We start from the raw sequence: 12,762 nt of genomic DNA, 5'->3' as shown, positions 1-12,762 counted from the left end.
TGTTTACGAAGGCCTGGGCGAACTCGGGATAGAAGCCGAGCAGATTCCTTGCGAGGCCGCCCCGTTCCCGATCTGGCTCTTGGCTGCCCAGCGGCCGCCCCCCACGCGAGCGTGGAGATTGCTCTCGGTACGCGAGCAGCAGCGAGCCATGCGGTTCGTCAACCCGAAGTCGCGCGAACGCTATGTCGCTGCCCATGCTGCGCTGCGAATCCTGATCGAGGCTTATTTCGGCTTGGCATCGTATCGCCAAGCTTTCAGCACTACACCTTTGGGTAAACCCCAATTGGCGGGCTATCCCGACATCCAGTGCAGTTTGAGCTACAGCGGCGACCATGCGTTGCTGGGCGTGGCTCCAGGAGCGGAGATCGGCCTCGACATCGAACAAATCCGTACGATCACGGATGCGGAGGACCTCGCGTCTGTCTATTTCACGGAAAGGGAGAAGTCGTTCCTGCAGGCCAATTCGCCGGACAGTCCGGCATTCCATCGGGATTTCCTGCGGATTTGGACTCGCAAGGAGGCCTGTCTTAAGGCGGTGGGGCAGGGGCTGAACGGCTTCAATACAATCGAGTGCGCGCCTGGTGAAATGACGACGCCTGTGCGGATCGGTCAATCCCAGGTCCACGCAGGCGCCATCGCGATGAGAAATTATGCAGCCTCATGGGCACGTGCGACTCCGCTGATTTCATTCTGATTAGTGATATGACATGCGCCGGGGCCGATTGTCGGCAGGAAGCATTCCTTCGCGTATCACGTGCGCGACCATATGCACTCTGTTTCGTGTTCGGGTTTTAAGTCGAACATTTTCGATGTGACGCTCGATCGTGCATGGCGAAATATCCAGTTCGACCGCGGCTTCTTTGGCCGACAACCCTAGGGCGACGAGTTGGAGTACTTCCGACTCGCGATTTGTGAGTTGTATCTCTTCGAAATCAAATCGTGGCATGTATTCCCCCTGTTGTATTTGCCAAGCTCACCTTGACCAGTCGATTATGGCTCCCGGTGTGGCGAGAGTCTTTGGGTAATTCGGATAATGGTCGGGCAGGTGGGGAGCCCAATAGGTGTCGCGAAGGGAAATAGTAAGTAGCGGCGTCACCATTATGGAGTAGGGGTTTGAACCCATACACGCCTCAATGGGCTATTTGGTATTGCATTCCCCCGCGGGGTGTCGCGGCAATTTTGCAGCGCCGTGCCCGGCTCGTATGCGCGGACGTCAGTCTTCGCCTTATCCTTGTTGAGGCCTGCGTTGCGGCGCGGCACGATCGACTATGGGCTGGAAGCAGGAGGGCATATTCAGGGCTGGTATTGGATAATTGTCTGCGCTCGCGGGGTAGGTAGGAATCGCCCGGTGCAATGCTGCCACGGCGGCGGCAGATGATCGGAAACGGGCGGATATGAAGGGCATCATCCTCGCGGGCGGCAGCGGGACCCGTTTGTTCCCGGCAACATTGTCGGTGTCGAAACAGCTGTTACCCGTCTTCGACAAGCCGATGATCTATTATCCACTATCTATTCTGATGCTTGCCGGCATCCGCGACATATTGATCATATCGACGCCGCGCGACCTTCCTCAGTTTCGGGCCCTGCTCGGCGACGGCGAGGCTTTCGGCGTGTGCTTCTCCTATGCGCAGCAGGATCATCCGAATGGACTGGCCGAAGCCTTCCTGATCGGGGCCGATTTCATTGATGGGGGTCCCAGCGCTCTCATCCTTGGCGACAACATCTATTATGGCGACAAGATGGGGGAGAAATGCCGGTTCGCGGCGGATAGTGCCGCCGGTGGCGGAGCGACGGTCTTCGTACACCAGGTCGAGGACCCCGAACGATACGGCGTGATCGAGTTCGACGCTTCCGGCAGGGCTATGAACATCGAGGAAAAGCCCCTCCGCCCCCAGTCCAATTGGGCGGTGACCGGCCTCTATTTCTTCGACGCGGACGTGGTCGCCATCGCCCGTTCGGTAAGGCCCTCTGCCCGCGGAGAGCTCGAGATCACCGACGTCAATCGCGCCTATATGGAACGCGGTGATCTCAACGTAATGCGGTTGGGCCGAGGCTATGCATGGCTTGACACGGGCACGCATGAAAGTCTCCACGATGCTGGAGCCTTTGTCCGTACGGTCGAACGCCGCACCGGCGTCAAGATCGCCTGTCCCGAAGAGATCGCGCTGGGCGCGGGATGGATCTGCAAGGAGGCGGTGCGGTCCCGCGCATTGCACCTGGGGCGGACTGGCTATGCGGACTATCTGAACGAGCTGGCGGGATCGCCGCTATGACCCACCTTGAGCGACTGGCCATCGGAGACGTGCTGGAGATCGTTCCTCCGCGTTACAGTGACCGGCGCGGCTACTTTTCCGAAGTGTTCAAGCGCTCCGATCTCGAGGCGCAGGGCGTCTCCATCGACTGGGTGCAGGAGAACCATTCGTTCAGCGCGGGGATCGGCACGGTGCGGGGCCTGCATTATCAGGCGCCGCCGCATGCGCAGGCAAAATTGGTTCGCGTGCTCCGCGGGGCCATTTTCGACGTCGCAGTCGACATTCGGCGGGGATCGCCAAGCTACGGCAAATGGGTCGCGGCCGAGCTGTCGGCCGAGAAATGGAACCAGCTCCTGATCCCAACCGGGTTTGCGCATGGATTCCTCGCGCTCACGTCGGACGTGGAGGTGCTGTACAAGGTAAGCGCCGGCTATGCGCCCGAATGCGAGGGGACGTTGCGCTGGGACGATCCCGATCTCGCTATCGAATGGCCGCTTGCCGACACGGCGATATTGTCCGCCAAGGATGCGAATGGACTGAACTTCCGCCATTTCCTCTCGCCCTTCACCTATGGGGCAGCGTGATGCGCACGGTGCTCGTAACCGGAGGCGCCGGATTCATTGGTTCTGCTGTCGTGCGGCAACTGATCGGCAGCGGAAGACGTGTGATCAACCTGGACAGGCTGACCTATGCCGGCAACACCGCCTCGCTGAGGCAGGTGGCCGCCTGCGCCGAATACCGCTTAGTCGAAGGGGACATCGCGGACGTGCCGCTTGTCGCCGAGCTGCTCCGCGCTGAACGAGTGGAGGGTATCGTGCATCTCGCGGCCGAGACTCACGTCGATCGGTCGATCGATGGGCCGCAGGCGTTTATCGACACCAACATCGTCGGCACATTCCGCCTTCTGTCGAGCAGCCTCGATTATTGGCGTAGCCTTCCTTCCGAGGAAAAGCGCGCATTCCGCTTTCATCATGTCTCAACGGATGAAGTATTTGGCGATCTCCCCTTCGACGACGGGAGATTCACCGAGGAGACTCGCTATGCGCCGACCTCGCCCTATTCGGCGTCCAAGGCCGCCTCCGACCATCTGGTTCGGGCGTGGCATGCTTCCTACGGGCTTCCTGTCGTCCTGTCGAACTGCTCCAACAACTATGGCCCGTACCACTTCCCCGAGAAGCTGATCCCGCTTTCGATCCTGAACGCACTCGAAGCCAAGCCGCTTTGCGTCTATGGGACGGGCGCCAATGTGCGCGACTGGCTCCATGTCGAAGATCATGCCCGTGCGCTCGAACTGGTGCTCCTGCGGGGCAGCGTCGGCGAAAGCTATAATATCGGAGGGGGAGAGGAGCGCTCCAACCTCGCGGTCGTCGAGGCGATCTGCGACGCGATCGATCGGCGCCTTCCACTCCGCCACGCCAGGCGCGAGCTGATCACCTTCGTAAATGACCGCCCCGGGCACGATCGCCGCTATGCGATCGACGCGTCGAAAATCATGGACGAGCTTGGCTGGCGTCCGCGCCAGAGCTTCGAATCCGGACTCGAGAGCACGATCGATTGGTATCTGGACAATCGTTGGTGGTGGGAGCCGATCCGCTCGGGCAATTATGCCGGCGAGCGTCTGGGGGTCTACGCGTGATGCGCATCCTGGTGACCGGGCGCAGCGGGCAGGTGGCGCATTGTCTGGCGGAAAAGGCGGGCGCCCGGCACGAGCTGGTCTTTGCGCAGCGTCCCGCCTTCGACCTTCTCGACCCGCGTACGATCGAGCGGACAGTCGCGCAGACCTGTCCCGACCTGATCTTCAGCCTTGCGGCCTATACCGCGGTTGACCTTGCCGAGTCGGAACCGGACGTCGCGATGGCGACAAATGCGGACGGGCCGGCCCTACTTGCACGCGCTGCCGCTCGCGCGGGAGCGCCGATCATCCACCTCTCCACGGATTATGTCTTCGATGGATCGAATGGCAGGCCCTATCGCGAGGAAGATCCAGTGGGTCCGTTGAACGCATATGGCGCAAGCAAGCTCGCCGGCGAGCAGGCCGTCAGGGACTCCGGCGCGGCCTTTGCAATCGTTCGAACCTCCTGGATCTACAGCCCGTTCGGCCGCAATTTCGTGAAGGCCATGCTGAGCCTGGCTGGATCAGGCAATCGCCTGCGTGTCGTCGCCGATCAGCTGGGCTGCCCCACCTCTGCATTCGACGTTGCCGACGGCTTGCTGCGCATGGCGGATTTGTGGGGCGTGCAACGTCGAGGGTTGGACGCGACATACCATCTCGTCGGCAGCGGCGAGACCGATTGGGCGAACTTTGCGCGCCGTATCTTCGCGTTCAGCGCTGCATGCGGCGGCCCGGCAGCAGCGGTCGACGATATTCCCTCCGCTGCTTATCCTTCGCCCGCAAAGCGTCCGGCTAATTCCCGTCTGGATAATAGCCGGTTCGCCGAAACATTCGGATATCGGCCGCCTGACTGGCGAACATCGCTCCAGCCGGTGGTGGCCCGCATGGTGGCCGAAGCACGTCGTCCGATCCATCGACCGGCGACGCACCCGCTCTACCCCTGACGGCACCGGCTTCACGCACGATCCGCGTCAGAAGGCGACCGGGACGCGCAGCGATGTGCGGACATCGGGGGCGTCTTGCGTCGCTCCGACCTCGACAGACCAGTTGACGATCACGCGCGGCGAGAATCGTTGGGTGATGCCGACCAGCAACCGGCCAACCTGCAGGTCGCGCGAGAACGTCTCGGTCTGGTCGCCCGAGGGTTCGCCCGAATCCCGATCAAGCTGCCTGGTCCAAGTTCTGGTCCCGAAAACCCATGAATGGGCATATCCGAGGCTCAGCGAGGTGCGCTCGTTGAGCGCCAAGCCGATGCCGGCCGAGAAGTTGATTGCGTCGCCAGGGTCCACCCGGTCGATTTCGACCGGGGGGATCCTCGTGGATACGTCTTTCGGAAGATTGAAGGTGTAGCCCAAGGTCCCGAACAGAACCGCCGGCTCGGACGGAAGCACGGCCGTTATGCTGGGAGAAAGCCCGAGGAAGCCCGCGCCCGTGGCCACCTCAATCGCACTGCCGTTCTCGTCGCGCGCCACCTCAAACGAACTTCGTCCGGTGGGCAGAGTCGCCTGCGCGTTTGCGATGAGAAAGGGCTTGTTTCGCCCACCATTGTTGATCTGGTAGCGAGCAGTCAACTCCACGTCGCCCAGCCCGGACCCTTGCACCGAGCTATCGATGGTCCGCGCGGCGTCGTCGTTGGTGCTGCCGGCGACGGGCGCGACGATGGACATGTCTGACCGATAAATCCAAGGGAGGCGCGCGCCTATCTCCAGGCGCGGCGCCAGCCCGTAGCGCAGCGAAGCCGACGCCGTGAGAATGTCCTGCCTGCTTTCGTTGATGTCGAATACGCCGACCAGGATCGATTCGATCAGCTCGACGCCGCGGAAGACAGCGCGATTGCGATCCGAGCGGCCATAGTCGATGCCGACTTCGGTGATCATTTGCCCAGCGCGCGTGAGCACTGAGCCCTTTTCGTCGAGGATAGCGACGGCTGGTGGCTGGTCTTCGTCCGCCGGCGCTTCGCCGACATGCACCGGCTGCTTTTCGGCTGGTGCCGGTACCTGCGCGAGTTGGTCGCGCGGGGGCTGCGTTGCCTGGGATGACGCGAGCACGCGTTGCTCCAACAGTTGGATTCGTCGCTCCTGCTCGAGCAGTCGCTGCTCCTGCTGCGCGATTTGGGCACGCGCTTCGTCCAGCTGGCGCTGGATCGGAACTTCCTCGCCTCGACTCTGCGCTGCTGCGGGCTGCGCAAGCGCCGGTGCCGTCAGGGCCGAAGCGCACAGCGCCGCGCGCACCAGCAACAGCTTTTCCGCCCATGATGCCCTTGTCGCGACCCCCGTCATGCCGTCAGCTCCCGACCGCACGCAACGTGCTGGCTTCCAAGCCAGGCGCCTGGGCGCGGAACAGACCAGATCCGATGCTGAACGGCTGGACCGACCCCAGCGAGAGATCCACCGCCACTCGATGATCAATCGAACGTCCATCGGCGGTGTTGGCCAGATAGGTGCTGATCCGATCGCCGACGAAAGTCTCGACCACCAACCCGGGAAGCTCCCCGCGCATCGAGGCCGCGTGGGGATCGAGAAATTGCGCATCGCCGTCGGCGGTCCGTCCGGTTGCCCAGACGGTCGCTCCCTCCGCCTTCCAGATCGTCTCGAGCAATCGCTGTCCGTTCACGTCGGTCGTGATCCGCACGCCGATCGCTACCTCGATACCGCCAGGCAACATAAAGCCGGCGCGTGCCCCCGCGAGCTCGCTTTCCCCGATCGGCGTGGCTTCGAACGGTGCGGCCTGGGCCCAGGACTCGGCAGGGCCGGCAGTCGCAAGGATCGCCAAGAGAAACGAGAGCCTAGCTTTCATCAGAATTCTCCCGGCCCGGGAAGCGCGAGACGCAGCCCGTCCATCTCGATCGGTCGGCCAAGGACACTGCCGAGCGGTCCCCGGCCCACGCCAGCCCATTGCGAGTGACGATTGAAGGAGCTGCGGCCGAAGTCTGGTGCACTGGTGATGACGAAATACAGTCCCGGCCAGGATTTCTCGAATTCTTTGCGGTCTAATACCAGCAGGCCGCGGGAGGGATCTCCGACCAGTACTTCATTCGCCGTCAGGCCCTTGACGACAACGAAATGATTGTAGCCAGACGTTACGATCAGCGCGATACCTGGTATTCTCGTCTTGGCGATCTGATCTAGTGTGACGCGATATCCTTCTGCGTTCAATCCAATCGCGCCAAGATATCGTCGCATATCCAGAAGCGAAAATCCTTTCGCTCGTATCTGCATGCGGTCGCCTTCCGCCCACATCCCGTTGAACACGGAGGATTCGGACGCGCGGATTCCATAGTGGAAGCGCAGCAGGGTCGCGAGGGCCGCGGAACCGCAGCTGAAATCATATCGCTGGCGCACGACAGTGTGGAACCGCCGATCGAGCATCGTCTCCATAGCGACGGAAATCCCCCCGGTAGTGGCCCCAGGGAGGAAAAACTGCGAGTTGGGCAATTCGTCCGGCGCCGGATAGGGCGCCGCCGCCAGGCCTGCCCACAAGAGGAGCGCCAGCGGCATCACTGTCCAGGAGGGGTAAGCGGCGCGGAGGAGATCGACAGATTCACATTGAGCGTCGCGTTGATCGAGCTGGCGTTGCCGGTATTCAGGTTCACCATCGAGATCCCGGACAGATTCTCGAACGCCGAGTCCGACACGGTGAGCGCCCCGGTGGGGCTGTGATCGCCGACGCTGTTGTCGCGCGAACTCGCGTTGCTCGTCGCGGAAGCCTCCTGCCAGACGGGCCGCTCCTCCCGGCCCGAAATTCTCGCGAGCGCGCCTTCCCCCAAGGGTTCGGCAGCGAAGGGAGCCGCGGTCTCGGCAGCGGCCGCCGGAGCGGGCACCTCCTGCGCAGGCGCGGCGAGAGGCGTGACTGCGAATGCGACGGCGGCGGGAAGGGCAAGCTTCGGGCCCAAGCGGTGGCGTTTCATCGGATCGTCCCTTTGGAGGTTGCGTGCCCATTGCCGCCTGGCGGCGAGAGGGACGGCGCGGCCGCCTGTCGGTCGGCCGTGCCGTCCCCCGAGCGCGGGGAGGCGCTTAGAAGGCAATGTCTCCGGTGGAGACCGCCAGGCTCACCGAAGCGTTTTGCGACGCACCGATGCCGGTATTCTGGTTCTGCGCCTGGATGCCCGCATAGTTCTGGAACGCACTGCCGGCATTGGTGAGCCGGTTGTTTGCGGTCGTGGCGCCTTCTGCCGCAGCATAGGTCACCGTCACGCCGCTGACATAGCTCGACAGCGTGGCGCTTGCGACCATGGCCCCGTCGCCGAACATGTTCGTCGTGCGTGCATAATTGACGTCGCTGCTGCTCGACGAGTTGAAGCTGTCGGTGACCGAGTTGTCCGAGTTGTCATTGCCGGAATCGGCGACATGGACCGAGTTGTCGGAATTGTCGTTCCCCGAGTCCGCGACATTCGTCGAATTGTCGGAATTGTCATTCCCAGAGTCCGCGACGTCGACCGAATTGTCCGTGGTCGAGCTGTCGTTGCCCGAGTCCGCGACGTTGACCGAATTGTCCGAATTGTCGTTCCCTGAGTCCGCGACATTCGTCGAATTGTCGGAATTGTCGTTGCCAGAGTCGGCGACGTTGACCGAATTGTCGGTGGTCGAGCTGTCGTTGCCGGAATCGGCGACGTTGACCGAATTGTCGGTGGTCGAGTTGTCGTTCCCCGAGTCGGCCACGTCGATCGAATTGTCGGTGGCCGAGTTGTCGTTCCCTGAGTCCGCGACATTCGTCGAATTGTCGGAATTGTCGTTGCCAGAGTCGGCGACGTTGACCGAATTGTCCGTGGTCGAGCTGTCGTTGCCGGAGTCGGCGACGTCGATCGAATTGTCGGTTGCCGAATTGTCGTTGCCGGAGTCGGCGACGTTGACCGAATTGTCGGTTGCCGAGTTGTCGTTGCCGGAGTCGGCGACATTGACGGAATTATCCGTCGTCGAACTGTCGTTTGCGGAATCGGCGACGCTGGTGTTGCCGCTGTCGGCCACATTCGTGGAGTTGTCGTTGCCCGAGTCCGTCACCGAACTCGTTTGCGTTGTCGCGGCGGTCGATCCGTCGCCCGACGCAGTGATCCCAGCGCCATTTTCGCTGGCCGGGACGGTTTGCCCGAATGCCACCCCTGGCAGTACCACCAGGCTGGCGACGAGCGCCGTCGTGGAAAGCAGATACCTCATTCCAGCTTCCTCTCTACGGATTATTTTATCCGCGGAGCCGATTGGCTACCGCTGCTGCCCAGCGCAGCTTGTCTAACTCTACACTTGCGTGTTGACCCGGCCACGCCCGCCTGAGTTCAATCGCTGCCCCCATCTGGGGTCGAGCTCAAATGCGACAGAGGGTATCGCGAGGCCAGCTGGGCTCATGCCAGCGGTGCCTTCGGAAGCGCTCCGGCCAGAACGAGCCGGACGATCTCCACTTGCCGGCGCAGGCCCGTCTTCTGGAAAATGTGCTTGAGATAGGTGCGTGCGGTCTGCTCCTTGAGGCGCATCGCAGACGCCGCTTCGGACAGGGTCTTTCCCATCGCCAAGTTCTCGATCAGACGGCACTCGACGGGCGTCCACCCATAGTGCCTGGACAGACACTCGAGCGGAAGCGTCACCTCCGCAGTGGGATCGACGAGCTGCACCAGTGCAAGGTCCAATTCGTCCACCGGCATCGGTATCGCATGGACCACGAGCATCAAGGGCGCATTGCGGCTTCGACTGACGGTCGCGATTGCGGGGCTGTCGGCCGGTTTCAGCAATGCGTGATGGAGCAGAAGCTGGAAGCGAATCGCCTCCTCGAGGCATGCAATGTTAAGCCGCCCGCCACGATCGGATATAACATTCGACTTGGAGAGGATCGCGCGTGCCGCATTGTTGGAAACGCGTATACGGCGGTCGAGGTCGACTATCAGCATCCCGTGGCCGAGCAGATCCAGCGCCGCGAGCTGTTCGCGATCGCTCATTTGCTTCGTTCTGCTCCGGAGCCAGCTACGAAGTGCAAATTCAAGTAGCGGAAGCCCGGCAGTAAGCCGGTCCTGCAAGATGCGTCTTCCCCCAACGCCAGGTCGCGCCGGGCTGCACAGGATGACGAACCTGGCGCCCGGCCACAACTCGACGATCGAGACGTGAATGGCGCTTGCGGAACCGCCATTGTCCGTGTGCGGGAACCATTGGGAAATCTCGGCCTCTGCGGCGCCAAGGCTCGGAACGCCGAGCGGCGGGACGTCGAGGTCGAGCCCTCTGCCGACATTTGCGACGATGGGTCCGATTTGCCCCTTGTCGACGGTGCAGATTGCAAGTGAATCCGCTTCGATGAGCGCGCGGACAGACTCCAGCATCACTGGAAGGTCCGGCTCGGCGGCGTCCGCTCCGCCGTCGTTGCGACGGATGCGCATCCGCGCAGCCGTCCTGGAAGCGGCGCTATCGGGGGAAGTGTCCTGCAGTTTCAGCATCAGCTTCCCTGGTCTTTTGACCTTCGCCGGGTATCAACGGCGAATGCCGGAACCCGGCGATTACGCTTGCGGCCATCACTGCTGTGTGCCGTCAAAAGTTGAAAATGGCACCATTTGAACGGCTTGGTAATTGGTGGAAAATAGGGGCGAAGATCGCCTTCTTAAAATCGCCACTGAATCCCAGGTTCGGATATTGTCGAATTCGCATGCGGATCATCCAGCGACAAAAGCCGTCGTCACACGACAGGTGGCGTCTGGTGCCGGAGCGGGTGCGATGCCATGCGCTGGGGCAAGCGGGACGGGGCAGTTGCGGCGGGTCGCTTGGCGGAGCCGAGCTCGACTGCGATGATGTTTGACTAATATCGAGGCGGTGGCGACGAACTAAGAAAATCGAAGTTTCACCGAATCTAATTTATAAGGACCGACCGTGCGGTTCGCCTTTGATGCGAACAGACCCGAGCGCTGCTCTCATGGTCGGGCAACGAAACATTCAGGTGGGCGTCGAACAACGGCGCGAGGCATTACCCGCATCCATGTAGTGGGGAGCAAAGCCTTCGCCGTCCGAGCGAAGGGCTCGAAGCAGTTGGCGGCGCGCGCAGCCCACATCTAATGGGGCATATCACGACCAGTGCGGGAGGCTCAGGAGCTTGTTCGGCGGATAGCCGTCATTCTCAGTCGCCAGATACAGGCGACCCGACGTCGGGTGCCGCCTGACAACCAACCACACTCTCCTCCCGCCAGTGGATGTCCAGAAGCGATGCGCGTCCGTCTCGATGGAGAAGATGACGTTATCGATGGTGTCATTCCACCCGGGGCCGCCCAGCCGCTCGATCCGCCGGTCAAGGTCGGTCGGGTCTCGCTGAATACAAGTGACTTCATAATCAGCCATCACGTCCACTCCCCATCGGTAACGCAACTCTCTTGGCCTGTGGCCATGAAACCGCCACGGTACAGCGCATTACAACACGGTCCGCCGATGACTGCACTCGTGTTGGATGATCGGCCGGAGCGTTGCAGCCGATTCGGGACCTAATCGTATCAATGCATTCTCTGCTCTGTCCAGACCAGAACGCGAACGGTAGCGAATTGACGCCCGCGTGGCAGGAAAACATCACTGCCGCCTGCAGATAAGACGAAGTATTAATTCGATATCTTGAGGTCCATGTTCCGGATCCCGCCGCTCCCGCAACTTTGTGTCCTCCATTCGGGGATTGCCGGGGCAAGCTTCTTGGGACCCGCTGCAGCGCCGCGCTCACTGAGGTCGCCTCGGGGGGGGCGGGCTAAGGGGAATTTTCGCTTAAATGCCTCATGCGTCGGCGCCGGCCTGATCGTCAACGGAAGGCCTACGCACCCTCGATGGTAGGTGTCCAACGACCACGCGCTGCTTTTTGCTGCTCACCGCGGTGCGTAATATCCCCAACGGGAGATGACGCACGGGTGCCTTCTAATATTCGAAGGCAGGTTCAGAAGGGTTCGTTGGCCCCTGAGATATGCTTAACTGATGAACGATCGCGGAGCGTCGTCGTACATTGAGCTTTTCCAATATGCTGTGTACATGATTCTTGACGGTGGACGGCCCGATGTGAAGATTTAGAGCAATCTCCTTGTTGGACAGGCCACGCCCAATTAGGGCTGCGATTTCCCCCTCGCGCGGTGTCAGGTTGGTCGTTCTTTTCGGGCCGACAGAGAGACGCGCCAGCCGCTCGCACATCAGCGCCGAGACCCGGGGAGAGCAGGCGAGTTCGCCGGTAAGCGCGCCGGAGACCGCGTCGACGAGATCAGTCATTGTTCCTTCCGAGCCGACGAATGCTGCAAGCCCGGATTCGGCATACTCGACGAGCCTCTCGGCGCCCCCGGAGATCGCGAATCCTACGAGCGGCAGATCGGGATTCCAGCTACGCATCCGGCGCGCGAATTCCAGACAATTGGGCATTGCGCCGTCGACCAGCACGGCGTCGGGGCGGCGGCGAGAGACGGCGGGAAGCGCTTCGGCAGGAGAGGCGATTTCACATATTTTCAAGCGGCCATCTCGCGCCAGGCTCACCGCCAAGCCTTCGCGAAACAAGAGTATGTCGCTGACTATCGTCACGGAGGGTAGTTCTGGACGTGGCCCGCCGTACGCGCTTGTCTCTACGAAATATGGACTCTTGGTCATCCGGCCTGACTCGCTGCCCCTGGCGGACATTCCCAGCGCACGAAAAACTGAAACTATCATAAGCGCAGTGATTCGCGAACGCGCCAATTAGTTGCTGTTGAATCGGTTTCTGGCCATTCGATATAAGTGACTTAGACCCAAAGAGGGGGGTTGTTTGGTCTTTGCGGCCTTCGGCCACGCTTCATTCGGGTTCGACTATTGTCCGCGACGGTCCGGACCGCGACATGAACCCATTTCGCGCCATGGGGTTCATGCGCGCCCATTCGTTCCGATGGCAGTTTTCGCGCTTTGAAAGCTGGGGCGGCGGTGAGTCCGATCCGTGTTCATCTTGGTC

At 61.6% G+C, this 12,762-nt stretch carries 14 protein-coding genes; 5 read left to right on the top strand and 9 right to left on the bottom strand.

Annotated elements, in window-relative coordinates; translation table 11 throughout:
* The first annotated feature begins 148 nt into the window (after positions 1 to 148).
* Positions 149 to 694 carry a 4'-phosphopantetheinyl transferase superfamily protein gene (locus tag J7500_RS14165; RefSeq protein ID WP_294062460.1) on the top strand — a complete coding sequence of 182 codons (546 nt, stop codon included), beginning with the start codon at positions 149 to 151 and terminating at the stop codon, positions 692 to 694.
* Here the strand turns inward: J7500_RS14165 and J7500_RS14160 are convergent, their stop codons facing one another.
* On the bottom strand, positions 695 to 946 hold the full coding sequence (locus J7500_RS14160) for a response regulator transcription factor (RefSeq protein WP_294062459.1): 252 nt from the start codon (positions 944 to 946) through the stop codon (positions 695 to 697).
* 448 nt (positions 947 to 1,394) lie between these two features.
* Here J7500_RS14160 and rfbA point away from each other — a divergent pair, with 448 nt between their 5' ends.
* Genes rfbA through rfbD form a run of 4 tightly spaced genes read left to right on the top strand, consistent with a single transcriptional unit; the run spans position 1,395 to position 4,808 of the window.
* Complete coding sequence (gene rfbA, locus J7500_RS14155) at positions 1,395 to 2,273, top strand: glucose-1-phosphate thymidylyltransferase RfbA (RefSeq protein WP_294062458.1); 879 nt, start codon at positions 1,395 to 1,397, stop codon at positions 2,271 to 2,273.
* The gene (gene rfbC / locus J7500_RS14150; RefSeq protein ID WP_294062456.1) at positions 2,270 to 2,836 is read left to right on the top strand and encodes a dTDP-4-dehydrorhamnose 3,5-epimerase; all 567 of its coding nucleotides are present in this window, start codon (positions 2,270 to 2,272) and stop codon (positions 2,834 to 2,836) included. Before rfbA ends, rfbC begins: the two co-directional genes overlap by 4 nt.
* Entirely contained in the window at positions 2,836 to 3,888 is a 1,053-nt protein-coding gene (gene rfbB, locus J7500_RS14145) for a dTDP-glucose 4,6-dehydratase (RefSeq protein WP_294062455.1), read from the top strand. The genes rfbC and rfbB overlap by 1 nt, the downstream gene beginning before the upstream one ends.
* Positions 3,888 to 4,808 (top strand): dTDP-4-dehydrorhamnose reductase, encoded by a 921-nt coding sequence (gene rfbD, locus J7500_RS14140; RefSeq protein WP_294062684.1) that lies wholly within the window; start codon positions 3,888 to 3,890, stop codon positions 4,806 to 4,808. Before rfbB ends, rfbD begins: the two co-directional genes overlap by 1 nt.
* A gap of 27 nt (positions 4,809 to 4,835) precedes the next feature.
* Here the strand turns inward: rfbD and J7500_RS14135 are convergent, their stop codons facing one another.
* The 8 genes from J7500_RS14135 to J7500_RS14100 form a co-directional block, all read right to left on the bottom strand.
* Entirely contained in the window at positions 4,836 to 6,143 is a 1,308-nt protein-coding gene (locus J7500_RS14135; protein WP_294062454.1) for a transporter, read from the bottom strand.
* A gap of 4 nt (positions 6,144 to 6,147) precedes the next feature.
* The gene (locus J7500_RS14130; RefSeq protein WP_294062452.1) at positions 6,148 to 6,660 is read right to left on the bottom strand and encodes a hypothetical protein; all 513 of its coding nucleotides are present in this window, start codon (positions 6,658 to 6,660) and stop codon (positions 6,148 to 6,150) included.
* Positions 6,660 to 7,361, bottom strand: a complete 702-nt coding sequence (locus J7500_RS14125) for a C39 family peptidase (RefSeq protein WP_294062451.1) — start codon at positions 7,359 to 7,361, stop codon at positions 6,660 to 6,662. The genes J7500_RS14130 and J7500_RS14125 overlap by 1 nt, the downstream gene beginning before the upstream one ends.
* Positions 7,361 to 7,771: a hypothetical protein gene (locus tag J7500_RS14120; RefSeq protein WP_294062449.1), complete on the bottom strand. Its 411-nt coding sequence runs from the start codon at positions 7,769 to 7,771 to the stop codon at positions 7,361 to 7,363. The genes J7500_RS14125 and J7500_RS14120 overlap by 1 nt, the downstream gene beginning before the upstream one ends.
* A gap of 106 nt (positions 7,772 to 7,877) precedes the next feature.
* Positions 7,878 to 9,014, bottom strand: coding sequence for a hypothetical protein (locus tag J7500_RS14115; RefSeq protein WP_294062448.1), 1,137 nt, complete (start codon positions 9,012 to 9,014; stop codon positions 7,878 to 7,880).
* 182 nt (positions 9,015 to 9,196) lie between these two features.
* On the bottom strand, positions 9,197 to 10,273 hold the full coding sequence (locus tag J7500_RS14110) for a LuxR C-terminal-related transcriptional regulator (RefSeq protein ID WP_294062447.1): 1,077 nt from the start codon (positions 10,271 to 10,273) through the stop codon (positions 9,197 to 9,199).
* Positions 10,274 to 10,892: 619 nt separating this feature from the next.
* Positions 10,893 to 11,162, bottom strand: a complete 270-nt coding sequence (locus J7500_RS14105; RefSeq protein ID WP_294062445.1) for a DUF3892 domain-containing protein — start codon at positions 11,160 to 11,162, stop codon at positions 10,893 to 10,895.
* Positions 11,163 to 11,717: 555 nt separating this feature from the next.
* Positions 11,718 to 12,362 carry a response regulator transcription factor gene (locus J7500_RS14100; protein WP_294062444.1) on the bottom strand — a complete coding sequence of 215 codons (645 nt, stop codon included), beginning with the start codon at positions 12,360 to 12,362 and terminating at the stop codon, positions 11,718 to 11,720.
* Positions 12,363 to 12,762: the final 400 nt, after the last annotated feature.

The organism is Sphingomonas sp. (genome assembly GCF_017744835.1).
Lineage (GTDB): Bacteria > Pseudomonadota > Alphaproteobacteria > Sphingomonadales > Sphingomonadaceae > Sphingomonas.
The sequence above is the reverse complement of the archived record's forward strand: the minus strand, read 5'-3'. Positions and strand labels throughout refer to the sequence as shown.